The following is a 22,742-nucleotide window of genomic DNA, read 5'->3' as shown; positions in this document are numbered from 1 at the left end:
GGGTTCGGGATGCGGCGCCCGGAGTGTCCATGGTCGTCAGCCGAGGACGCGTTTCCAGAGTTCGAGGAGCGCACCGGAAAGACCGAGGCCGGGGCCTTCCTCGAGGAAGAACTTCGCAAGATCGAGCTGACCGGCCGCGGCGAGGAAGTGGTCGCGAAGCTTCACGAAGACGGCGGGGTCGAGTCGCGCCAGCGCTGGCAGGGTCGGCCACAGCGCGGGGTCGAGGCGGCGGTCCGCCATGCCCACGATCTGCACTGCGGCGATGCGCGCCCGCGCGTCGGCGCCGATCAGCTTGTCGGCGCCGGTCGCGGCCTTGATGCCGGCGTCGTCCGCGCCGCGGGCCTGTGCGAGCAGCGCGAGGGGAAGCTGGGTGGCGAGGTCGCCGGCTTGCGCAGCCTCGCGCTCGAGCCTGCCGATGGTGGCCTCCGCGACCGCGAGCCGGGTGGAGAGCGCCGTGCGTTCCTGTTCCAGTGTGGCCGCCCGGGTGCGCTCGCTGCCGAGTGCGGCGACGAGCTCCTCGATGCGCGCCTCGAGGGTCTCATCGACCGGGGCGCTGGCGGTCTTCAGGCGCTCGATCTCGGCATTGGCGGCGTCGAGCGCGAGCTTCAGCGCGTCGATCCGGTCGCTCGCCGCCTCGAGCGCGTTGGCGAGGATGGCGGCGTTGCGGTCTTCGGCCTCGAGCGCGGCGATCTCCTTGCGGGCCGTCTCGAGCGCGAGCCCGAGGCGCTCCACCTCCGCGAGCAGGTCGTCAGGTAAGTCGGTGCCGGTTGCGGCGAGGGCCTTCTCGAGCTCTGCGATGTGCAGCCTCAGGCGCGCCGCCTCGTTCTCGAGCGTGGTGCGCGCCTGCGCGGCGGCGTCGACCGCTTCGAGGGCCGCATCGAGCCGTTCCTCGAGTGCTGCGGCGTCGGGCGGCAGCGCGCTGCCGGGCGGCGGCAGGCTCGCCCCGAGGGCGAGTACCAGCGCGCTCACCCCGGTTTCCGCGGTGCGCGGCGGGCGGCGTACGTACATCAGCTCGGCCGGATCCGCTTCGGCCCAGATCGCGCGCCACACGTCCGCGTCGGTGTCCACGCGGTGGATCGGCGGGCGCGGGAGGATGCGCAGGGCGAGGCGGTCGAGGTTGGCGAGCCGCCCGAGGGCGCGCGGGCGGAACTCGGCCGGTGCCTCTAGCTGGCGGGCGCGCAGCGCGAAGGCGCTGTCGCTCATCGGCACGAGCACCATCACGTCGCAGTCGGCGTCGCGTTCGAGGTCGATCGGTGCGAGCCGGGCGGAGTCGGCGAGCACGGCGGCGAGCTCGCTGCGCCGCACCGGGGCGATGGCGACCTCGTAATCCTGCGGGAAGAACTGCTGGCGGCCGCCGACCGGGTCGATCGCTTCCTGCGGCAGCGGCCCCCAGGGGGGGAGCACGCGGAAATACTGGCCGGCCGCGAAGGCTCCGCGCAGGCCGGCGCTGCGGCGCGCCGCGAGCACGGCCTGCATCAGCTCCTGATAATGCGTGGCGAGGTCCTGCTGGATCGCGTCGGGGGTGTTCGGCGGGCGCTGCGGCCGGCGCAGCAGGCCGCGGTCGAGCCACAGGATCCGTCCGCGCTCGACCGCGATGAGGCCGAGCGCGACGGCGTCGTCCGAGGGCAGCGCGAGGCGCTCGCCACCGGAGAGCAGCTCGCGCGCGAGGCTGGCGCGCACGGCGATCTCGTCCTGGCGTGGCAGCGGCAGCGGCAGCGGCATCAGGCGCAGCTCGACGCCCTCGGCCCATGCCGCGACATGGGGAACCCGCGCGGTGGAGAGGTCCTTGGGGAAGGCCTCGGCGACGCCATCGACGACCTGGGTGTGGGTCAGCGCGAGGGCGTGTAGGCCGCGTGCGGGGCCGCGGAAGCGGCCGTCGTTGAGGGTCGCGATCAGGCCGCTGTCGAGCAGGTCGATCCTCAGCGCGGTGTTCGAGAGTTGCAGCACGCGGCCCGAGGGCGCGATCGCGATCCCGGGAGAGACTTCCAGCAGGTGGCCCGAATGCAGGCTGGGTTCGAGGCCGCGCACGATGCCGGCGCCGAAGACCTGGCCGAGCTCGAGCAGGCGTTCGTCGAGGTAGATCTGGTCGCGTGCAAGGTCGGCCGCCTTCAGGAGCTGGCCGTCGAAGTAGTTCGTGCGCGACAGCAGGGGATCGACGCTGGAGATGCGCTCGCCGGCGGCGTTGCTCGTGCCGATCCGGAGCGGGGTGAAGTGGATGTTGGCCATGGCGGTTCCTTAGGCGCGGATCAGGCGAGCAAGCGCGACGGCGTTGAAGAGGAAGGGGCGCACGAGGTTGTCGATCTCGATACGGCGCGGATTGACGATCAGGTCGGGATCGGGCGCGGGCGGCGCGAGGCGGATCGCAATGCGCGCGAGCAGGGTGCGAGCGAGTGCGGCCGGGTCGGTCAGGAAGGCCTGGCGTGCGACCAGGGCCCGGTTGTCGTCGCCTAGCGAATGCAGCAGGCGGGCGCCGAGCTCGAGCTGCGCGCGCGCGCCGCCGGTGGCGGCCTCGACCTGGGCGCGTTCGCGCTCGCCCAGCTTGTCCTCGATCTCGTCGTAGGGGCGGATGCGTGCGTGGGCGGCAAAGAGGTGCTCCTCGGCCGGAGCGTCGTCGGGGCGCTCGGCGACGAGCTCGAACAGCACGCAGTCGGCGACGCGGCTCGGCTGCACCGGATCGGTGCCCGCGTTGAGCTCGGTTGCGAGCACCGGCTGCAGGCCGCTCGCGCAGTCCTGATAGCGCATCGTGACCTTGAGCCACAGCAGGTTGTCGTCTGCGGCGTAGCCGTCGCGGATCAGCGCGTTCCAGCGCTCGGGCTCCTCGTGCTGGGTGGTGAGCCAGGCGCCGAGATCGACGCAGTAGGGCTCGGCCACGCTCAGCTCGCGTCCGAGGCCGTCGACGCCGATCCCGGGGCTCACCACCAGGCGCACGCGCACGTTTTCGGTGTCGTTGCCGGGATCCTTGGACTGCAGGCTCACGCGCAGACCCGCGACGGTGCCGGCGCCATGCAGCCAGTAGCCGTGGCGGGTGGCGCGGCGGCGGTGGTAATCCTGTTCGGCAAGCGTCGCCTCGATGCCGAGCAGCATGCCGGGTGCGTAGTTCACGCGCTTCAGCATTTCCTCGAAGCGGCCGTCGCTGGCGAGGCTCGTGTCGCGCTTGTCGTCGGGCTCGCTCATGGCCCTTCTCCTGTGTTGTCCTTCACGGTGCGTCCAGGACGGTCGCGTCGATCGGCACGGCGTGCTCGGGGTCGAGGGCGACCGGGTTGTGCAGCAGGTCACCGCGACCCAGCCGTGTGCGGTCGAGCACCACGGGCCGCGCTGGTGGCGAGGCTTCCAGCCAGGTGTCGATGCCCAGCAGCGGCGACAGACCCGGCACGAAGGGGTGCTCGCTGCTGCGGATCGCCCATTGCACGGTCGCGGGCACGAGCGCGGGCAGGGCGTCGCGCACGACGGCTGCGAGCCGTCGCGCCGGTCCGTGCAGGATCACCGTCATGCGCCGCGCGGCTTCTTCGAAGAAGCGTTCGACCACCGCGGCCTCGCCCTTCGCTTCGGCAACCTCCGGGGCGAAGAGGGCGAGGAACTCGCGGGCGAGGTCGTCGGACAGGATCAGGCTGTCACCGACGAGGCTGTTGCCGGAAAGACCGGTGCCCAGGGTCAGCGGGTGGTCGCGGTCATCCATGTCCACACCGAGGATCGTCGCCATCGTGCGGCGCAGGCGGAAGTGCTCGACCGGGATCACCGCGCCCCGCGCCACCGCTCCATCGGTGAGGATGTCGAGCGCGAGCAGCAGGCCGCGGTAGCTGCCGTGGCTCTGCTGAAGCATGCCCTGCGCGCCCAGCCAGCGCCGGCGGCGTGCTTCCGGCCAGTGGGGCGGCAGCGTGGTGCCGAGCATCGCGGCGAGGCCGGGCAGGTGCGCCACGGGCGCGACCGCGGGGTCGAGCAGGATCTCGGCTGCGGCGATGCGGTCCTCGATCGGGGTCAGCAGACCCTCGAAACTCGCCAGCAGACGCTCGCGGAAGTCGGCGCCGTTCGCCTCTGCCTGGTTGGCCTCCGCGCTCGCGAGCGGACGCTCCTGCTGCTGGAAATGCTCGGGGAGGTAGTGGGTCTGCCAGGAGAAGCGCGGGTACTGCACGCGCAGCGCGAAGATCGCCGGGCTGTGGCGGCCGTCGCCGTGCATCGTGATGCGCAGGCGCAGGTAGCGCCCGCGCACCTCGCGCACCGCGCCGCTGGCGCGCTGGATCAGCAGCTCGAACAGGCCGGAACGATCTGCGTGATCCCCACTCCCGGGTGCGCGCCCGGACGCGAAGGGTAGCTCCGACGACACCGCGGTCAGCACCGGCTGCGGCTGCGCGATCCACTCCGCGGGCAGGTTCTCGCGGTCGTCGCCTGCCTGCACGGCGAAATCGATCCGGCAGCCGGGGGGGATGCAGGCGTCGATGAAGATGCGGTCCCACAGCGTGTCGGGCATCGCCGAGTCGAGCGGCGTGCTCAGCGTGACCGTGCCGTTGGGCGCGAAGCGGGCCTGCGCGAGGCGGTAGAGCCGGACCGGGCCGTCTGCGCTCAGGGCGCGTGGCCGGCCGTCGCGGTGTCGCACGAAGCGGTCCGCGGCGGGCAGCGCTGCGGCGGGACGGCGCGGCCAGCGCTCGGGCACCAACTCTGCGGTGGGCGCGTCCTCGCGCAAGGAGATGAGCGGGCAGTCGCGCCGCGTTCCAGGTTCCGCGCCTTCGTCGATGGGCGGCAGGAGCAGGAGCCGGCCCTCGCCGGCCGCGGCGAGGTCGGTCGCGAGCGGCAGCCCGTCCGGCAGGCGCCGGATGTCGAAGCCCTCGCCCGGTGCGGCGCCGAGCGCACGCATGAAGATCTGCATGCGCGGGGCGTCCGCCGTGCTGTCGGGGGTTTCGCCGAGCACGAAGAGATGGTCTTCGTCGGTGCACAGCCCGAGCAGCCCGCCGTGGGGCGGCAGGGCCAGCGTCCACGCCAGGCGCAGCGGATCGGGATTGGTCTGCAGCGGCTCGAAGCGCTCGGGGCGGCCGCGGTAGGGCTGCGGCAGGGGCGCCCCCACGGCGAGGCCCAGCTGCGTCTCGCCGAGCAGCCACACGCGGTCGGTGCCGCTGGCGGCCTCGACCCAGGCGCGGCGCGGCGCGAAGGGCAGCGCGCAGCGGGCCTGCCAGCGCCGGCGCAGATGCACCGCGGTGAGACCATGCTGTACGCCACCGTCGCTCCACGGCAGCACGACCAGGCCGCTGCCGCCGAAGGCGAGGTCGGTGAAGCGGCCCGCCGGCGCATCGACCGGATCGAGCACCAGCACCTCGAGGGCGGAGGCATCGGCGTGCGTTTCGTCGAGCGTGGCGCGCACCGGCTGCCAGGTGCGTGGCGGCCAGGACGGCGCGCACTCCAGGCGCAGGCCGTCGTCCGACAGGCGACCGAGCTGGCCGTGCTCGTCGAGCATCCAGGGCGTCGCCGCGAGCAGGCGCTCGCGTGCGCGCGCGGCCGCCAGGCGTGGCAGGCGCGGGGCGTCCTGGCGGGTCAGCGTGAAGGCGCGCTGCTCGTGGTCCCAGCTGCATTGCCGGCTTGTGTTGTGGAAGTCGGCCGCGCCGTCGAGGAGCAGGAAGCGGGTGCCGTTGCTGTTCATGGACGTGGCCTCGATCAGCACAGATCCGGAATCACCGGTACCGGCACCGGGCGCGGGCCGTCCGCTGCCGCGCCCGCCTCGGGTCCGAAGCCGCGCGGCGGGGCGGGGCGGTCCTCGCCGGGGCGGATGGAGACCGCCATCAGCTCGGGGAGTTCGAAGTCGAGCAGCGTAAGTGCCTGCGCACCGGTGAGCTCGCGCCAGCTCGGCGGGTCCTGCTCCGTCGTCCGGTAGAAGAGGCGCAGCGCATTGACCGCCTCCACGCCCTCGACGCGCCCGGCCTGGGTGCGCAGCTCGTTGATCTCGACGGCCTTGCCGCGTGGCCAGCCCGCACCGCGCGGCCCACCCGGCGGCAAGGCCCACAGGTAGCGCAGCAGGGCGCGCTCGACCTCCGCATGGACCTGCTGCTCGCTCGTCGGATCGACCACCTCGAGCGAGAGTGCGAGCGCGATCGGTACGAAGCGTGGCGAAAGCACGTAGAGCTCGGTGCCGAGCATGCAGCGCGCCGAGAGGTACGCGTGCACGTCCGCGAGCAGCCCGGCGTTCGGACGCGGTGCGGCCGCCATCGCCTGCGGTGCCGGCGGCATCACGAATACGCTGACGACGCCGGGGACGTTGCGCCGCACCGCGGCGAGGCTTGCGCCGGGGAAGAATCCTGCCACGGCCTCGGCGCGCGCGACCGGGTTGATCGGGTTGTCGCGCGCGAGCACGGCGAAGTCCTCCGCCGTGACTGCCCGGTCGCGGTGGGACAGGAAGGCCGGGATGCGGCGCTCGGCTTCGTCCAGCGACTCGGCGTCGACGCCGCCGCGGGTCGGCCACTCGTGGCGTACCGCGAGCTTTTCGCTCGCGCCATGGAGTTCCCGGATGCTGCCGGGTGGAAGGTTTCCGCCGCTGCCGCCGCCGTGGCGGTAGAAGGCGGCGCGGATGCGGGCCCCGGCGGGCGGACGCATGCCGCGGACGCCGTCGCCGAAGTGCACGCTGCGGTCGGCGGAGTCGACGACGAAGACGGTGTCGTCGGGACCGCTGCCGGCGAAATGGGCGACCCGGGTCCAGGCGCGAAAGGCCCGTCGGGCCTCCACCTCGATCTCGACGCTGCGCTCATCCACGTCCGGGTCGGGCAGTTCGAGGCGCTGGTCGGGACGGCCGGTGCCGGCGCCGAGCAGGACGTCGCGCGCGATGCCCTGGCCGATCACCTCGACCGCGTTGAGGCCGAGGTAGCCGAGCGTGAGATCGGGCTCCTCCGCGCAGGACAGGCGCAGCCAGAACAGAAGCTGATCGGGGCGCAGGTCGGCGGGTGCCTCGGGCGGCGTGTCGCCGAGTCCGGCGAACTGGGGATCGAGGGCGCTCGTCGCGCGCAGCATCTCCGCGTCGCGCGGCAGGCGGAGACGTGCGACGCCGGTCCTGCGTCCGCCCGCCGAACTGTCGGCGACGACTTCGAGCGGGAGGTACTGCACCCTTTGCGGTGTATCTTCGGGCTCGGGCCACCATGCCAGCTCCCACGTCAGCCTGCGCGCACGCAGGCCGGTGGCGAGCCCGCCCTCCTGCTCCGTGTCCGGCGCCAGCCCGACGTTCAGGAGGACGCCACCGAGTGCCCGGCGCACGCGTTCGGCCTGCGTCGCCGGGGCTGGTCTGGCGAGGCAGATGCCCAGATGCAGTGCGCCGTCGCAGGTCCCGGCGGCGCTCGGCCGGTCGCGCCCGGGGTGCAGCGTCACCGGCCGGAAGGCGGCCGGCTCTACCCCGTACTGCGCGCGCAACTGGTCGAGGCTGATGCCCTCGGCGGCAAGCGCGGCCTCGTCGAGCCTGCGCTTGACGACGATGCGCAGGGTGAGTGGCGTGGGCTGCACCTCGCCAATGGTCGAGAAACTCGTCGTCCCCGCCTTGAGCAGCGCCTCGGGTGGAATCGGCAGCGGCAGCGCGTGCGCGGTCGAGTCGATGCTGACGATGCCGCTCGCCGGGCGTGCCGGGCGCAGGGGAATCTGCAGCAGGTTGAGGAAGGCCAGGCGCTGGCGGTCCGGAATGCGGTTGGCGCGATAAAGGATGGTTTCGGTGAGCCAGGCGAACAGATCCACCAGCGCGAACACCGGGTCGCCGGGCGCGAGCGGGGCGAGTTCCGGCACGTGGCGCGCGAGGCGTGCCTGCAGTTCGGCGACGAGTTCGTCGAAGCGGCGGTCGTCAAGGTCGGGGACGGGGAACGGCTTGGGGGGCGACATTTGTTCGGTTCCCTCAGGATTCGGGTGCGCGGCGGGCGTGGGCGAAGGCAGCACCCTTCGCCTGGCGGCGTCGAGACGGGGTGGGGGCGATCGACCGGCGTGCGGCGTGCATGGCAGTCATCCCAGGTCCAGCGCCAGTTGCAGCGTCTCGCGCCGCTCGTCGGCAAGCAGCCGGTAGCGCACCTCGAGGTTCACCTGCGACAGGCGCTCGGGGTCGGCCACGGCGCGCACCGCCTCGATGCTCACGCGCGGTTCCCAGCGCCGCAGCGCGCGCAGCGCGGCGTCGGCGATCAGCGCGCGCGTGGTCTCGTTGTTGGGGTGGTGGATGAAGCTGCGGATGCCGGCGCCGAACTCGGGCCGCATCAGGCGCTCGCCGGGGCGGGTCAGCAGGATGTTGAGCATCACTTCGCGCACGCTCGCGTTGCCGGTCTGCCAGTGCTGGCGGCCACCAGCGACCGGGCTGGCGAGGAGGGGGAAGCTCGTGAGCAGGGACTCCGGGGTCGGCATCGCGGTCTCCTCGTTGGTCTCACTTGCCCCGGAGCGCCTTCAGGCACAGGCGCGGCAGCGCGAGGAATACCCGCGGCAGCCAGCCGAGGAAGAGGTTCAGCAGGTTGATCACGACCATCAGCAGCATGGTCGCGCACAGCGTGATCGCCGGCAGGCTGAAGCTGAAGCTCCAGCACGCGCCGCTGCGGTTGCCCGGGCCGTCGCCCTTCATGTCGGCGTCCGGACTGATCTTGCGCAGCACGTCGGCGAGCGACTTGGGCGCCAGCATCGCCACGCCGCGCGGAAGCCCGCGCTTGAGGTCGTCGAGCGCGGGCAGGACCACCGTGGTCGGACGCTGCGCCTCGGGGTCGAAGGGCGAGGCGACGCGGAAGACGTGGCTGGCCGGGCCCCAGGCGACGCGCTCGCAACCGCACTCGTCGTGCCAGCGGATGAAGGGCAGGGCGGTGAAGCGGTCGTCGTCGCCCTGGCCGTAGCGCGGCATCGGCAGGCCGTCGTCGAAGCGCACCTGGGCGCGCGCCAGGCGCAGCCCGACCAGGCTGCGCAGGTTCTCGGCCTGCTGTTCGGAGAGCAGCAGGCGGTCCTTGCGGCTTCCGCCCGTGCCGTCGGGCAGCGCGGTGCGGCCGGCGACGAACTCGCCGCGGTCGATGCGGGCGAAGAACTCGACCAGGGCCGCCGCGCTGCGGTCCAGCCAGTCGAGTGCCGTGTCGCCGAACACCGGCACCCGTTGCGGGAAGCCTTCGCCCTCGACGAGGCGGACCTCGAAGTGGTGGAAGCGCATCTGGCCGAGCAGGGTGCGCAGGCCGGCGTTGTCGGGGTCGGTGGCGTCGTCGATGCGGAACTGCGCGACCAGGGTCTGCAGCAGCTCGACGAAGCCGACGCTGGCGACACCCTCGGTGACGACGAGGCCGTCGCCGTCCACCCAGGGCCTGGCGTCGCGGGTGCCGAGCGGCCATGCATGCTCCAGCCCGAAGTCGGGGGCGTCGCCGCCGTCGGTCTGCGGCAGCGGCGCCTCGGCCTGCACGCGGGCGCTGCCCGAGAGCGGCAGGTAGCCCCACAGCAGGGTGTGCTTGCGCTCGACTCCGCGTGCGTCGCGGCGGGTCGCCAGCAGCGTGTGCAGGGGGGCGACCTCCTCCCCGGAATAGGGCGGTTCGGGGAAGCGCACCGGCAGCAGCCCGCGCGCGCGGAGGCGGTGCACGTCGTCGGGGTCGTGATCGGGGATCCTGCCGTCGCGCCAGCCCAATGGCTGGCCGTCGGCGACCATCCAGCGCTGCGCCGAGCCGTCGGCCGCTACCCGGCGCACCACGAGGCCGGCGCCGAGGATCTTGCGCGGATCGAAGGCGGGGCCGCCTGCGGCCATGCAGCGCACCTCGGCGCACACGAGGTAGAAGCAGCGGTGCAGGGGCAGGCGCAGGGTCGGCTCGGCGCCGAAGCGGCCGAAACGGTCGGCGCGGAACCATGGCTGCGCGGCAGTCCCGGTGAGCCGGCCAGCCTGGGCGTCGTTGAGGAAACGCGCGACGAAGTCCTCGTCGAAGTAGCGATGCAGGGTCAGCCCCTCGCCTTCGCCGGCGAAGAAGGGGGCGATGACCTGCGGCTGGTGGGGAGCCGCGGAGGGGGCGCCGCGGGCGGGACGCATCGGGCGCTCGGCGCGCAGGGCGGAATCGATGCTCACCATAGGTTCCCCGCTCCCGGCGAATAGCTCGTCGACACCACCGCGTTGCTGATCAGCGTGTCGCACTGCACGACGCCGGAGAACTTGCTCAGGCCGGCGTCGACCTTGACCAGGCCGGCGGAGATCGTGACCTGGGCGGCCTCGATGCTGACGATCCCCGAGCCGGTGAGCTTGACCGTGCCCGGCGCGATGTCCACCCGCTCGCCGCCCTGTTCGATCGTGACCTTGCCACCGCCCTGGTCGGTGATCACGAGGCGGTTTCCGGCCGGGGTCTCGATCGTCACGCTCGGCTGCCGGTCGTCGAGCAGAACCTTCAGGCCGGCAGGGCTCTGCACGAGGTAGCGTTCGTCGACCGGGCGCGCGTCCTCGGGCTGGCTGGCGCCACCGCTCCACACCGCGCCGAGCACGATCGGCAGGTCGGGAGCGACGAAGGCGACCACGACCTGTTCGCCCACGCGTGGCAGGAGGCTGACGCCGTAGCCGCCGCCCGCGCTCGGCACCATCACGGCGGCCCAGGTCTCCAGGCCGGTCGCCGCCAGGTGCAGCTTCACGCGACCGCGGTCGTCCGGGTCGTCGTTGTCGAGGACGACGCCGAGGTGCAGTTCCTGCAGCGGACCGGGGCTATGGCGCGACATGGCGGGCGCTTCCTCAGGGGGTCCAGTCGGGCCGTTCGACGCGCAGTCGTGTCGACAGGCCCTGGGTGTTGTCGAAGTGGTGCCAGCACTCGGCGATGCGGTAACGTCCGGCGAGCCGCGGCGATACCCCGGTGAGTTCGAGCTCGCGCCCGACTCCCAGTTCGGGCGTGCCGGTGCAGACGATCTCGCCATGGAGGAAGCGTCGTGCATCGCGGCGGAACGCGCCACGTGCGAGCGATTCGGCCTCGGCCTGGGTGCGCGGGAAGGGGTGGGGGCGTGGCGAGCGCCCCTCCCAGCCGAGCTCGGCCAGCGTCGTCGCGGCGCTGCGTCCGGGGGGCGCGGGCGCGAGTGCGGCGCTGCTGCCCTGGGTGCTGGAGTCGGTGGCGAGGTTGTAGCCGTGTGCGAGCACTTCCCGTGGCTGCTGGTTGAGGTCGGCGATGATGCGGATGCGGCGCGCGTTCGCTCCGGCGTCGATGCGGACCGGGTCCGGGTCCGCCTCCTCGGCACGCGCGTGCAGGCGCCCGTCCTGGATGCGCAGCGGGATGTCGTGCGGGCCCAGCACGCGCAGCAGGAAGGCGAGGTCGCTTTCGTTGTGCTGCAGCCAGTCCGCACTGCCGACCTCGATGCCTACGTCGGCCTGCAGTCCGGCGTCGTCGGCGATCGCACGGACGACCGCGGCCAGGCCACGGTTCTCGAACACCCGGCTGGCGCGCCGGCGCGCCAGCCGGTGCAGCGCATCCTCGGCGAGGATCACGAGTTGCGGCGCGCCGTCGCCGTAACGCTCCTCCAGCGCGGTGATCTCGCCAACGAAGACGGCGCCGCTGGCGTGCTCCCCGAGGAGGATCTCGATGCTGCTGCCCAGGCGCAGATCCTGGAACGCGAAGTCCGGTGCCGCGCCTTCCCCCGCGGCCCAATTGACCACGCGCGCCTCGGCGCTCGCCATGCCGCTCGCGGGCAGATGCACCGAGAGCGCCTGCACCGCGGTGCCGAGCGCGGGGCGGTCGTCTCCATCGACGCGCATGCGCGGACGGACGCTGAGGAGCGCGGCGCTAGTCGATGGCAAGGCGAGCCTCCCGTTCGCGGGCCAGGGCCAGCAGGTCGAGCAGGGTGTCGCCGGGCGGACCGGCCGGCGGGCGCGCCTCGGTGGCCGAAGCTTGCGCGGGGTTCGGCTCGGCCTGCACCTCGGCGACGAGTTCGTCGATGATCAGCGGCATCAGGTGCCTCCAGTCGGAATCAGCAAGGCGCCCGGAACGGTGAAGCGCGGGTTGTCGAGGCGGTTGAGTTCGGCGATGACGCGCCAGTCGCGCGGATCGCGGCCGGCAGACTGCGCGGCACTCGCGGCATCACGGCCTTCGCCGCCGGCAGCGAAGCCGGGCATCGGGCGTGCGTCTGCACGCACCGTGGGGTCGAGCGCGAACTGGTAGCGGTCCTCCTTGAAGGTGAGCGCCAGGGTGGCGCGCAACGGGATGCCCTCGGGCGCGAAGAAGTCGAGGGTCTCCGAGTAGCTCGACAGCATTCCGGTGAACTGGAAGCTGCCCCACTGGAAACGGCAGCGCCCGGGGGCCCGCGGGCGGTTCGACCCGGCGTCCTGCGGCTTCATGAAGGTTTCGGCGATACGTTTGGTGAGCGTCCTCACGTCGCTGTCGGCGGCGACCGTCTCGCGATTCGCCCGGGCGTCGGAGCCGAGCTTCGCGGCCACGCTGGTGTCGAACACGAGCTCGACCGCGAGGGTCGATTCGCTCTTGTCGATGTATTGCGCCGCCGCGCCGCTGCCGCCGCTGCCTGCCCGGTTGTCGGCCTTCAGCGTGTTCGACAGGGTCACGCGCAGCGTCGCAGGGTTGAACTGGACGTCGATGTGCTTCGATTCGTCGGTCTCGACCTGGTCGCCGTTCATCGGGATCAGCTTGGCACGGGCGATCTGCGGGGCAGGCATGTCGTCGTCTCCATTCAGCCGCGCTCGAGCTCCAGCCCTTCGTGTACGAGCTGAAGCTCCTCGATCGCGACCTGGCTCGCGGTGGAGGACAGGTCGGGGCCCTTGAAGCGGGTCGGCAGGGCGTTCGTGATCCGCCAGCGCAGCAGCGGCTTGTCGGGGTCCTGCGGGTGATAGACGTCGATCGTGCCGGACAGGCGCAAGGCATGGTTAGACTGGCGCGTGCTCACGTCGAACCAGTTCCACAGGTCCGCCACCTCGGTGATGCCGCGCTTGAGGATGACGGGCGCGAAGCTCGTGGGGCCGGCGAGCTGCACCTCGCCCCAGTTGCGCCCGCCTTCCCGCAGGGTCTTGGGCGCCATGGTGGCCTCCAGGCCGCTGACCTCGCTGAAGGCGCCGCGGCACAGCAGCCGGCCGCCTTCGCCGTCGTAGAGCGCGACGCGGAAGCGGAAGGGGATGAATTCGCCGGCGGAGTCAGCCATCGATGGCCTCGATGCGGGTTTCCGTCACGGCCGCGTGGCGGTCGTGCAGGAAGGTCAGGCGCAGGTGGTCGATCGGGTAGGCCGGCGCGATCTCGATCTCGAACGCGATCGCGGAATCGACGGCCGGCAATTCGCGGATGCGGTAGGCGTGCTCGGGCTGCGCGCCGCGCAAGGCGCCGGCCTCGTGCAGGCGCCCGAAAAAGCCGCGCAGGGCGAGCTCGGGCCGCGGGTCGCCCGGATCGGTGTCGAACAGCAGCCGCTCGCCCAGGGCCTGCAGCTCGCGCCGCAGCCAGCCCATGAAGCGCATCACCTCGGCCGAACGCCAGTGCTCCAGCCCGCGTTGCGCCTTCGTCATGCGCTGCAGGTCGGCGCCGGGCAGGCAGGGCACGCATAAGGCCTCGTCGTCCACCTGCAGCCGGCCCGCGCGCGTCAGCACCACGGTCGCGCCGGGCGTTGCGCGCAGGGCGGTGGCCGCTTGCTGCGTCGGTGGCGGCCACGGCAGCGCCTTGCCGGGCAGCGGGCGCCCGGCGATCGAGCGCCAGGCGCCGTACCGGAGCGAGACCGCGGCCTGCATGCCGGCGATCAGCCCGCAGGCCGGTGCCAGCGGGCGGTCCGCGCTGCGCAGGTAGGGCCACAGCAGCTGCAGATGGCGCAGCTTGCCGGCCAGCTCGGCGTGCGGAGCGTCGTCCGCTTCGCCCGCGGGTTCCGCGCCGGCGTCGCCGACGATGCGGGCGACGTGGGCGAGGAAGCCGCGCGCGGGCGCGGGCAGCTCGTCCTGCGGCTGGTGGTCCAGCGGCAGGGTCAGCAGGCACTGCACGTCCGGACGCAGCCGCGCCAGCGTGCGCAGGATGGGCGGGACGATGTCGGTGGGCACGCGGGGCGTTTCAGCGGGCGGACGCTCGCCCGCGCGGCGGCGCTCGCGATGGGTGTCGTCGACTTCGGTGCCGCAGGGCAGGAACGCGGGCTCGGGGTTGGCCAGGCGCACGCGCGGCAGGTCCGGCAGGGCGTGCGGGATCAGCAGCCGCTCGAGGTCGGGGAGCGCGAGGATGCCGGCGCGCTCCACCAGCAGCGCGCGTTCAAAGGCGCCCAGCCCGGCGGGCTCGGCCAGGCTCGCGTCGGGGCGTGGCAGGAAGGCGGCGAAGCCTTCGGCCTCGGGCACACGGATCACCCACAGCGCGCGCGTGTCCTCGAAGCCGCGCTCGTCGGCGGCGAAGAAATCCTGCACCGCCATCGGTAGCCACGCCGCATCGCCCGCCAGGGTGCTGCGGTAGCCGCAAGCGACCGCGAAGGCCTCGGGGAAGAGCACCTGGAAGTGGCCGAGCGAGCGGATCGGGATCGGCAGCCGATAGAGGGAGAGCAAGGCCTGGTCGCCGGCTTCGCCCGCGGTGGCGCCCGCCGCGAGGGCGCGCAGGCGCTCGACCTCCGCGCCGAAGCCCAGCGCCGCGATCTCGCCGAGCACGGCGGGGTCGCGCGCGAGCCTGTCCCAGCGCGCACGCCCGTCGAGCGAGGGGCAATGGCCGATCAGCACGACCTCGACCGGCGCCAGCCGCCGCGCCGTGGGACGTGCATCGAGCTCGATGCGCTTGTCGGCGAGCAGCACCGCCTCACTCCTGCTCGATGGTCTCGACCGAGAGGACCAGTTCCTCGATGGCGATGTCGCCGCCGCCCTTGGCGGTGAGCGTCGGGCCGGTCCACTTGATCGGCATCGCGCCGCGCAGCTTCCAGCTCACCACGGTGCCGGCGCGATCCTCGGATTGCAGCTTGACGACGATGTCGCGCTTGACCTGGGCGAGCTTGCCGGTGCGCCCGAGCTCGAGCCACTCGTAGAGGTTCTGCGCGCCGATCACGCCGCGCTTGAGGGTCACGTCTCCCGCCTTGTGGATGCCGGGTACCTTGCGCACGTAATTCACGCGGTCGTTTCCGGCACGGTACTCGGCGACCGTGATCTCGGCGTTGAGGCCCGAGACCTCGGAGAAGCCGGCCTGCACCTCTTCGCCTTGCCCGGGTTCGAGGTCGACGAGGAAGTTGAATGCCGAATACGGGGTTTCGCGAAACACGGCCATGACGATCTCTCCTTGTCTCAGGCGTCGGCGGTCTTCTGACCGATGCGGAAGATGACGAATTCGGCGGGCTTGAGCGCGGCGACGCCGACGAGGCACACCATGCGGCCGTTGTCGATGTCGTTCTGGGTCATCGTCGAGCGGTCACAGCGCACGAAGAAGGCCTCCTTCGGCGTGGCGCCCAGCAGGCGACCGTTGCGCCATTCGGCGAAGAGGAAGTCCTCCACGCTGGAACGGATGTTGGCCCACAGTGCCTCGCCGTTCGGCTCGAACACCGCCCACTGGGTGGATTTCTCGATCGAGCGCTCGAGATAGAGGAAGTAGCGCCGCACGTTGACGTACTTCCACTCGGGATCGCTGGAGAGCGTGCGTCCGCCCCACACGCGGTGGCCGCGTCCGGCGAAGGAGCGCAGGCAGTTGATGCCGTTCGGATTGAGGAGCTCCTGCTGGAAGGCGTTGATCTGCTGGTCGAAGCGCAGCGCACCCATGACGATCTCGTTCGCGGGCGCCTTGTGCACGCCGCGGTCGACATCGGTGCGCGCATACACGCCGGCGATGAAGCCGGCGGGCGGCACCGTGATGTCGCGCCGGGTGCGGGTCGGGTCGGGGATCACCACCCAGGGGTGGTAGAGCGCGAGGCGGGAGTCGTCGAAGTTGCCGGCGAAGGCGCGCAGCTCGCCGAGGCTCTGCCCGGCGCGCGCGTCCACGATGCCGATGCGGTAGCGCATGCGCCGGCAGTGCTTCTGCACCTCCATGACGACCGCCTTGTGCACGTCCTCGGCGCTGCCCGCGGCTGCGGGCGTCATCACGATGGCGACGTCCTCGACGTCCTCGAGCGCCTTCAGTCCGGTGCTGCCCTTGGTCTCGTCGGCTTCGCCGGCGTAGTCGATCGCGCCCGGCTCGTCGCCGTCGCTGCCGCCCTCGAGCTCGATCAGGTAGCGCGGTTCGTCGAGCGAGGCCTCGCCCGGGTCGCGCGCGGCGGGGGCGCAGATGGACAGCAGCGCGGCGAGGATCGCGCCATCGGTCGCGTTCGCGGCGAGGCGGCAGGCGACCGGCGAACTCAGCGCCTCGGCGCGACGGTCGGGTGTGACCGCAAGCCCGGCGGCGAGGCTGGTCGGCCCCGTGGCGGCGGTCGTCAGGCCGGGGTAGGTGCGGATCACTTCGCCGTCCTTGCCGCCGTTGCGCACATCGACGTCGAAGCTGCGCAGCACGAACAGCGCGCGCGCGGCACCGGGCGCCGCGGCGAGTGCGGCGAGGGGCAGCGTGACGGCTTCGGCGAGGCCCGGATTGAGCGCGGGTGTGGCCGTGAAGACCTCGCCCGCGGCATCCAGTGTGCCGCGCACTGCCTTGCGGCTGCCCCAGCCCGCACCGCCGGTGAAGGCGGCGAGATCGACGACCTCGGCCAGGCGCAATTCGGCCGGCGTGCCCGCCGCCAGTGCGCCGGATGCGGGCGGACGCGCGAACACGCGGGTGAGCCTCGCGCCGGCGGGCAGCTGGGCCGGGATCAGGCTGGTGATCTGGTTTGCCGCGAGCGCCGCGGGGGCATCCTCGTCGGCCCTCGACACGATCGTGGCGCGCCCGTCCTGGATCGCCAGGTTGGCGCCGTCGAGCCGGACGATGGCCCGCAGGTCGACCGGGAAGGCCGCGTCGTCGATCGGACCGGCTGCCTTCGCGGCGAGCGTCACGCCCCGCGCCTCGAGGAAGTAGAGCGCGCCTGCGCGCGCACTTGCCGCGGTCTCGCTGCGCAGCAGGTTCTCGCTGTCGCGCCAGCGCAGCTCGAGGGCGTACCGTCCCATCCGGCCCGGGAAGCGGCTGAAGAACCTCAGCGTGTTTCCGGCGTCGGCCTTCATGGCGGCACCGGGCCACACGCCGGCCGCGTCCGCCGCGAGGCCGTTGACGCCCTGCATGACGCGGGCGACGAAGAGCTGCTTGCCGCCGTTGTCGAAGAAGGCGCGCGCCGCGTGCGCGGTGTGGTTGAGCACGGCCTTGCCGTCCGCGCCGAAGGCCAGGTCGTGCGCGTCGCCGTAGATGCGTTCGAAGTCCGCGTAGCTCGTCAGCACCTCGGGGAGACCGCGGAGCGGGCCGCTGCGGGTGGGGCCCACCAGCGCGGCGACGCTGGTGCCGACCCCCTCGATGGATTTGTTGCGGAAGCTCGTCTCTTCGACAAAGACGCCTGGAGCGAGGTACTCGGGCATGTCGCTTCTCCTTCGTTGCCGGTGAGGCCTGTCCACCCGGCGGGTCAGGGAAACCGCAGGACGAGGGCTTCCCGTCCCGGGCTGGCCAGGGTGGCGATGCGCCCGGGCGCAATGTCCACCACGAGTTGTGTCTTGAATGCGCCGTCGCCGCTGCCGTTGCCGCGGATGCGCGCGACGGGGAGGGTGTCGGGGTTGGTGCCGGCGGCGGCGGCGCGCACCTCCAGCAGGCCGGGGTAGCTCGCCGCCGGGGCGTCCTTGGTGAGCGCCGGGAGCCGCTCGAGCGCCAGCCGGAACTCGCCGCGCGCGTCGCTCTGGGCGACAAAGTCGAAGGGGGGGGCCAGCGGCGGGGTCACGCGGAGCGCGAGCAGGGCCCAGGGCACCGCGCTGCCGTCCTCGAGTGCGGTGCGTCCGACGAGCCCGCCGGCGCGACCGAAGCGCGTGCCGAGCGGCGAGCGGTACAGCCGCAGCTTGTGAGCAGTGCGGCGACCGGCATCGAGCGCGAAACGACGCGGCAGGTAGTGCCCCGCGGGGTCGAGCAGTGCTCCGCTGAGCGCATAGAGCGGCTCGTCCGGAGGCTGCAGTGCCCCCGCGTCCGCTTCACCGTCGATCACCTGCCGCAGCCCGGCCGGCACGCGGCGCCACAGGGCCGTGCCGGTGTTCTTGTGGACCAGCTCGAGATCGGCCGGCGCGTCGTCGAACTGGATGCGGAACGCGCGCACGCACACCGGCCGCCGTGCTCCCCCTTGGGCGCCGCTCGCGTCTTCCCATTCGATGAAGTCGCTGGCATGCAGCACGAGGGTCTCGACGATCATCGCGCGCTCCCGTCGGGCACGTGCATCGGGAAGACGAGGGTCTTCACCGGCGGTCCCTCCTCGCGCTCGAGATCGGGGGCGAGACGCACGGTCTTTACCAGGTAGGGGGCGGACAGCCGGTAGTCGTCCGGCAGGCTGTCCCACAGCCGCATCAGGTCCTCGGTGCTCATCTCCTCCGGGAGCACCTGCACAACGTCCTCGGGCCCCCAGTCCGGATCCGCGAGGCTCATGTCGGCGCTCTCGAGCACGAGCCCTGCGCCGATGATCTGGATCGCGGCGGCGAGGTATTCGATCTCCTGCTCGGTGTGCGTGCACCAGGCCACCAGCAGCACGTGCAGATTGACCGGAAGTTCCGGGCGGGGAAGGTGGCGTCCCGGCTGCGGCGGAAGGTGGCGGTTGCGGCTGAAGGGATCGACCGAGATGCGATGCAGGTAGAGCCCCAGCGTGTCGGTGTTGGCCTGCGGCTTGCCGGCGAGCGTCTGCGAACCCAGGATCTCGACTTGCGGGTTGCCGCCGAGGCGCACGGCCATGCGGATCGCCAAGCGTTCCCGCAATGCCCGCAAGGCCGACAGGATTCCGAGATGCGACGCCACGCTTACCTCGCTTCGAGGCCGGAGCCTTGGGGGGACGGCGTTGCCGGGTGCAGATCACCGATCAGGAAGGGACCGGCCTGTTCTGCGATTCACTCTGAAACGTGGCACATCGCGCGAAGCGCGCTAAAGGACGAAATGTAAGTAAATGTTTTCAGAGCGGCCTCGCCCGGCCGGGACCTGCATCCGGGCGGGCGTTCGTGCCCACGGCCGGGAAGGTGTCGCGCCGCGGCCGCGCGAAGCTTCAACCGGCTCCGCCGGTGCTGCGCCAGGCGACCTGAGCAAGCCGGGCCCCGAGCCGAGGCTGCAGGCGCACGGTGACGTCGGTTTCGCCCTGGGCGGCTTGACGATCCTGCTCGAGCCGCTTGCCGGACCCGGCGGCGGCCCGGACCAAAAGGCAGGGCGTCATCGCGCCGTGCTCGGGGAAGCGCACTAAGGCTGCCCGCGCAGAGATCGTCGAGGAGCGGCCCTGCCGGCACGATGCCCGTCGGGTTCAGCGCCAGGATGGAGTAATACCCGGCCTTGATGTGATCGGCTCGCGTGCTGCCGGCAAACGCGGGCAGCGCCAGCAAGCGGCGCAGGTAGGCCATCATGTTCGGATCGGCGGAGAGCGGGCGCAGGTCGATGTCGTTGTGTGCCATGGCGCCGAAATCGCTGTTCAGGATCTGCAGGATGTCGGCAGACTCGTTCTTGACGATGGTGTGGCGCGACCGGTCCCGCAGTACGGGCACGGTTGCACGTCCCGTGTAGGCCGGGTCCGCGCGGGTGTACAACTCGTGCATGTGATGCGCAGCCTTGACGTCGTCGAGGTCGGTGCCGAGCTCTCCGCTGAAGGCCCAGCCCTGTCCGGCGGATGGACTGTTCCGCCGAGCGCAACGACCGCGGCGATCTGCGCGGCCTCACCAGCCCGGCGGCGGCGCGGCGAAGCGTTCGGCGAGGAAGTCGACCAGCGCGCGCACCTTGGGCGGGACGAACTTGCGCGTCGGGTACAGAGCATAGATGCCGAGCGTGACGGATCGATATGCGGGCATCAGCTCCACCAGCGCGCCCGCCGCCAGATCTTCGGCGACCAGGAATCCGGGCTGCAGGATCACCCCTTGGCCGGCGAGTGCCATCGCGCGGCAGGTGTCGCCGCTGTTGGTGTGTACGGCGGGTCTCGTGCGCACGCTCACGCGCCCGTCCGGTCCGTCGAACTGCCACTCGTCGCCTCCGGACCAGTAGCTGTAGGCGATGACCGTGTGGCTGGCGAGGTCTGCCGGCAGCCGGGGCGCGCCATGGGCTGCCAGATAGGCGGGCGCGGCGCACAGCACGATGCGCGTGCGGGCGAGCTGCCGGCAGACGAGGGTGGAACTGGGCAGCGCAGCGATCCGGATCGCGATATCGAAGCCTTCCTCGACGAGATCGACGGTACGGTCCGCCAGCGTCACCTCGAGCCGCACCTGCGGGTGCAGGTCCCGGAACGCGCCCCACAGGGGCGCGAGGTGCCGGATGCCGAAGGTGACCGGGGCGTTGATGCGCAACAGCCCGCGTGCCGCGCCACTGCGCGAATGCAGCTCGGCTTCCGCTTCCTCGAGCCCGGCGAGCACTTCCCGGCTGCGGGCGTAGAAGCGTTCGCCGTCCTCGGTCAATGACAGGCGCCGGGTGGTGCGGTGGAGCAGGCGCACACCGAGTCGCGTCTCCAGTTCGCCCACATAGCGCGAGGCGGTCGCCTTCGACAAGCCGAGCGCCTCGGCCGCGCCCACGAAGCTGCCGGCATCGACCACCGCGCAGAAGGTCTGCATCTCGACAAATCGGTCCATTGTCTCTTCATGTGGAACAGTTTCTCGTCTGGATGGCTGTTTATCTCAATCGCGATGGCCCGTAAAGTGCTGCCATGGTCAGTTCATCGCAACAGGACGCCAGACCCGCACAAGGCGACGGAACCCGCGGAGAAACACCATGACGCCTGGCCCGCTCGAGCGCCTGTTGCCCACCTACGCCGGCTGGGCCGCGCACGCGCTGCGTATCCGGGCCCCCGGGGGCCCGGGACGACAGCGGCCGGTCGGCCCGCGTCATCGCCGTCCATCTGGAGACCTCTGATGCAAATGCTGCCTACCCTGTTCGTCTCGCACGGCGCGCCCACCTTCGCGCTCGACCCCGGCCTCGCCGGCGCGAATCTCGCCACGCTCGGCCGCCGGCTGCCGCGTCCGCACGCGGTGCTGGTGGCGTCGCCGCACTGGATGACGCGCCAGCCGCAGGTCACGCTGTCGCTTCGGCCCGCGACCATCCACGATTTCGGCGGCTTCGATGCGACCCTCTACACGCTGCAGTACCCGGCCGAAGGCGCCCATCTCGCTGCGCGCCGTGCGCTCGAACTGCTGCAGGCGGCGGGTCTGCCCGCCACCCCGAATGCCGATCGGGGCCTCGACCACGGTGCCTGGGTGCCCCTGTCGCACCTTTACCCCAAGGCCGACATCCCGGTGTTTCAGGTATCGCTGCCGGAATGGCTCGACGCCGATGGCGCCTACGACTACGGGCGGGTGCTCGCGCCGTTGGCAGGCGAAGGCGTGCTGATCGTGGGCTCGGGCAGCCTGACCCACAACCTGTACGAGTTCCGCCTCGGTGATCCACGCGCCCAAGCCTATGCAGCGGAGTTCGCGCACTGGGTGCGGGACGCGGTGCTGGCGGGCGACCACCCGCGCCTGCGCCAGGCGCTCGAGATCGCACCGCACGCCCGCCGTGCGCATCCCACCGCCGAGCATTACCTGCCGCTGCTGGTGGCCGCCGGCGCGGCGGCGCAGGCCGTGCCCGCGAGCGTCATCGAAGGGGGCATCGTGCATGGCGTGCTGTCGATGGATTCCTTCCTGTTCGGTGCCGACCTCGCCGCGATGAAGGGTGCCGACGCGAACCAGGCATTGGCCGACTGAGGCGCGACCATGTCCGATCAGGATCTCATCGTTCAACAAGCGTCCGCCCCGGCGGCGCGCTTGATCCTGCTTTTCCATGGAGTGGGATCACGCCCCGAGGATCTCGTGCCGCTCGGCCGCCTGCTCGCCGAGGCCGACCCGGGCGCCTGGGTGGTCAGCGTGCGCTCACCCGACCCCAGCGACCTGGGCGGCGGCTGGCAGTGGTTCTCGGTACGCGGGGTGACCGAGGACAGCCGCCCGGCGCGTATCGCCGAGGCCATGCCATCGTTCGTGCGCCAGGTGCGCGACTGGCAGGCGAGGGCAGGGGTGGATGCCGCCGCCACCACGCTGGTCGGCTTCTCGCAGGGTGCGATCATGGCGCTGGAGTCCACCCAGTTGCCGGAAACGGTCGCCGCGCGCGTCATCTCGATCGCCGGCCGCTTTGCCTTGCCACCGCGCGTGGCGCCGGCGAACACGCAGGTGCATCTGCTGCACGGCGAGCAGGATCCGGTGATCGATGCGCGCTACAGCCTGATGGCCGCCGAGACGATGCAGGCGCTCGGTGCGGCCGTCAGCGTCGAGCTCTTCCCGGATCTGGGGCATGGTGTGGATGCTCGTGTCGCCGGTCGCGTGAAGGCCTTGGCTGCCTGAGTGGCCCGGCTCTGCTCCATGGAGCATGGATGCGGTAGCGAACAGCGTGTCCGGAAACGAAAAAACCCACCGCTTCGGGTGGGTTTTCATGCTTGCAGCGTACCTTTCGGGACTCTTCCGACGTTGGCCGGGTCCCGTCGGGACATCGAATCGATGGGGCGACATACCGGAATCGAACCGGTGACACCTGGAGCCACAATCCAGTGCTCTACCAACTGAGCTAATGCCGCCACTGTGGGACCCCGGAAAACCGGAATCCCGAAAAACTTTTCCTGGCCTGCCCGGCAGGGATCGAACCTGCAACCCCCGGCTTAGAAGGCCGGTGCTCTATCCAATTGAGCTACGGGCAGCTTCCGGCGGGCAGTCGGGATGTGAGCTGGTCGGGGTGGAGGGATTCGAACCCCCGACATCTTGCTCCCAAAGCAAGCGCGCTACCGGACTGCGCTACACCCCGAGAGCCGCGAACTATACAGATGCCTTTTTCGTTCGTCAA

General features: G+C 71.7%; 20 protein-coding genes and 3 tRNA genes. 2 read left to right on the top strand and 21 right to left on the bottom strand.

Features of this window, described 5'->3' with window-relative positions; genetic code table 11:
• Positions 1-36: 36 nt before the first annotated feature.
• From PO78_RS04985 to PO78_RS04910, 18 genes are all read right to left on the bottom strand, one after another.
• Positions 37-2,226, bottom strand: coding sequence for a methyltransferase type 11 (locus PO78_RS04985; RefSeq protein WP_043742442.1), 2,190 nt, complete (start codon positions 2,224-2,226; stop codon positions 37-39).
• Between the two features lie 9 nt (positions 2,227-2,235).
• The gene (locus tag PO78_RS04980) at positions 2,236-3,174 is read right to left on the bottom strand and encodes a hypothetical protein (protein WP_004323132.1); all 939 of its coding nucleotides are present in this window, start codon (positions 3,172-3,174) and stop codon (positions 2,236-2,238) included.
• Positions 3,175-3,196: 22 nt separating this feature from the next.
• Positions 3,197-5,626 (bottom strand): hypothetical protein, encoded by a 2,430-nt coding sequence (locus PO78_RS04975; RefSeq protein WP_012585232.1) that lies wholly within the window; start codon positions 5,624-5,626, stop codon positions 3,197-3,199.
• A gap of 14 nt (positions 5,627-5,640) precedes the next feature.
• Positions 5,641-7,833: a putative baseplate assembly protein gene (locus tag PO78_RS04970; RefSeq protein ID WP_043742440.1), complete on the bottom strand. Its 2,193-nt coding sequence runs from the start codon at positions 7,831-7,833 to the stop codon at positions 5,641-5,643.
• 117 nt (positions 7,834-7,950) lie between these two features.
• On the bottom strand, positions 7,951-8,340 hold the full coding sequence (locus PO78_RS04965; protein ID WP_004323173.1) for a GPW/gp25 family protein: 390 nt from the start codon (positions 8,338-8,340) through the stop codon (positions 7,951-7,953).
• A gap of 19 nt (positions 8,341-8,359) precedes the next feature.
• A complete protein-coding gene (locus tag PO78_RS04960; RefSeq protein ID WP_043742438.1) occupies positions 8,360-10,012 on the bottom strand; it encodes a hypothetical protein in 1,653 nt (550 codons plus the stop codon).
• Positions 10,006-10,644: a phage baseplate assembly protein V gene (locus PO78_RS04955; protein WP_043742436.1), complete on the bottom strand. Its 639-nt coding sequence runs from the start codon at positions 10,642-10,644 to the stop codon at positions 10,006-10,008. The genes PO78_RS04960 and PO78_RS04955 overlap by 7 nt, the downstream gene beginning before the upstream one ends.
• A gap of 13 nt (positions 10,645-10,657) precedes the next feature.
• Complete coding sequence (locus PO78_RS04950) at positions 10,658-11,707, bottom strand: phage late control D family protein (RefSeq protein WP_012585234.1); 1,050 nt, start codon at positions 11,705-11,707, stop codon at positions 10,658-10,660.
• Positions 11,694-11,858: a hypothetical protein gene (locus PO78_RS23145; protein WP_197068731.1), complete on the bottom strand. Its 165-nt coding sequence runs from the start codon at positions 11,856-11,858 to the stop codon at positions 11,694-11,696. The genes PO78_RS04950 and PO78_RS23145 overlap by 14 nt, the downstream gene beginning before the upstream one ends.
• The gene (locus tag PO78_RS04945; protein WP_004323179.1) at positions 11,858-12,577 is read right to left on the bottom strand and encodes a CIS tube protein; all 720 of its coding nucleotides are present in this window, start codon (positions 12,575-12,577) and stop codon (positions 11,858-11,860) included. The genes PO78_RS23145 and PO78_RS04945 overlap by 1 nt, the downstream gene beginning before the upstream one ends.
• Positions 12,578-12,591: 14 nt before the next feature.
• Positions 12,592-13,056 (bottom strand): phage tail protein, encoded by a 465-nt coding sequence (locus tag PO78_RS04940; protein ID WP_004323182.1) that lies wholly within the window; start codon positions 13,054-13,056, stop codon positions 12,592-12,594.
• On the bottom strand, positions 13,049-14,656 hold the full coding sequence (locus PO78_RS04935) for a hypothetical protein (RefSeq protein ID WP_043742434.1): 1,608 nt from the start codon (positions 14,654-14,656) through the stop codon (positions 13,049-13,051). The genes PO78_RS04940 and PO78_RS04935 overlap by 8 nt, the downstream gene beginning before the upstream one ends.
• Before the next feature lie 4 nt (positions 14,657-14,660).
• Positions 14,661-15,119: a phage tail protein gene (locus PO78_RS04930; RefSeq protein ID WP_004311674.1), complete on the bottom strand. Its 459-nt coding sequence runs from the start codon at positions 15,117-15,119 to the stop codon at positions 14,661-14,663.
• A 17-nt stretch (positions 15,120-15,136) separates the two neighbouring features.
• The gene (locus tag PO78_RS04925) at positions 15,137-17,311 is read right to left on the bottom strand and encodes a phage tail sheath family protein (protein ID WP_043742432.1); all 2,175 of its coding nucleotides are present in this window, start codon (positions 17,309-17,311) and stop codon (positions 15,137-15,139) included.
• 44 nt (positions 17,312-17,355) lie between these two features.
• Positions 17,356-18,123: a hypothetical protein gene (locus PO78_RS04920; RefSeq protein ID WP_004311671.1), complete on the bottom strand. Its 768-nt coding sequence runs from the start codon at positions 18,121-18,123 to the stop codon at positions 17,356-17,358.
• Positions 18,120-18,716: a DUF4255 domain-containing protein gene (locus tag PO78_RS04915; RefSeq protein ID WP_043742430.1), complete on the bottom strand. Its 597-nt coding sequence runs from the start codon at positions 18,714-18,716 to the stop codon at positions 18,120-18,122. The genes PO78_RS04920 and PO78_RS04915 overlap by 4 nt, the downstream gene beginning before the upstream one ends.
• An 89-nt stretch (positions 18,717-18,805) precedes the next feature.
• On the bottom strand, positions 18,806-19,495 hold the full coding sequence (locus PO78_RS23315) for a hypothetical protein (RefSeq protein ID WP_231570619.1): 690 nt from the start codon (positions 19,493-19,495) through the stop codon (positions 18,806-18,808).
• Positions 19,496-19,612: 117 nt separating this feature from the next.
• Entirely contained in the window at positions 19,613-20,512 is a 900-nt protein-coding gene (locus PO78_RS04910) for a LysR family transcriptional regulator (protein ID WP_012585237.1), read from the bottom strand.
• A gap of 279 nt (positions 20,513-20,791) precedes the next feature.
• Between PO78_RS04910 and PO78_RS04905 the strand changes: the two genes are divergently transcribed.
• Together PO78_RS04905 and ypfH are read left to right on the top strand one after the other, a co-directional pair.
• Positions 20,792-21,619 carry a dioxygenase family protein gene (locus tag PO78_RS04905; RefSeq protein ID WP_004311667.1) on the top strand — a complete coding sequence of 276 codons (828 nt, stop codon included), beginning with the start codon at positions 20,792-20,794 and terminating at the stop codon, positions 21,617-21,619.
• A 9-nt stretch (positions 21,620-21,628) separates the two neighbouring features.
• A complete protein-coding gene (gene ypfH / locus PO78_RS04900; protein WP_043742428.1) occupies positions 21,629-22,249 on the top strand; it encodes an esterase in 621 nt (206 codons plus the stop codon).
• A gap of 154 nt (positions 22,250-22,403) precedes the next feature.
• Here ypfH and PO78_RS04895 read toward each other — a convergent pair.
• From PO78_RS04895 to PO78_RS04885, 3 genes are all read right to left on the bottom strand, one after another.
• A tRNA-His gene (locus PO78_RS04895) sits at positions 22,404-22,479 on the bottom strand.
• Between the two features lie 43 nt (positions 22,480-22,522).
• Positions 22,523-22,599 (bottom strand) — tRNA-Arg (locus tag PO78_RS04890).
• Positions 22,600-22,626: 27 nt separating this feature from the next.
• Positions 22,627-22,703 (bottom strand) — tRNA-Pro (locus PO78_RS04885).
• Positions 22,704-22,742 lie beyond the last annotated feature (39 nt).

The sequence above is a fragment of the Thauera sp. SWB20 genome (assembly GCF_000831325.1).
Lineage (GTDB): Bacteria > Pseudomonadota > Gammaproteobacteria > Burkholderiales > Rhodocyclaceae > Thauera > Thauera aminoaromatica.
Note: the sequence above shows the minus strand (reverse complement) of the source record. Positions and strands in the feature narration are given on the sequence as shown.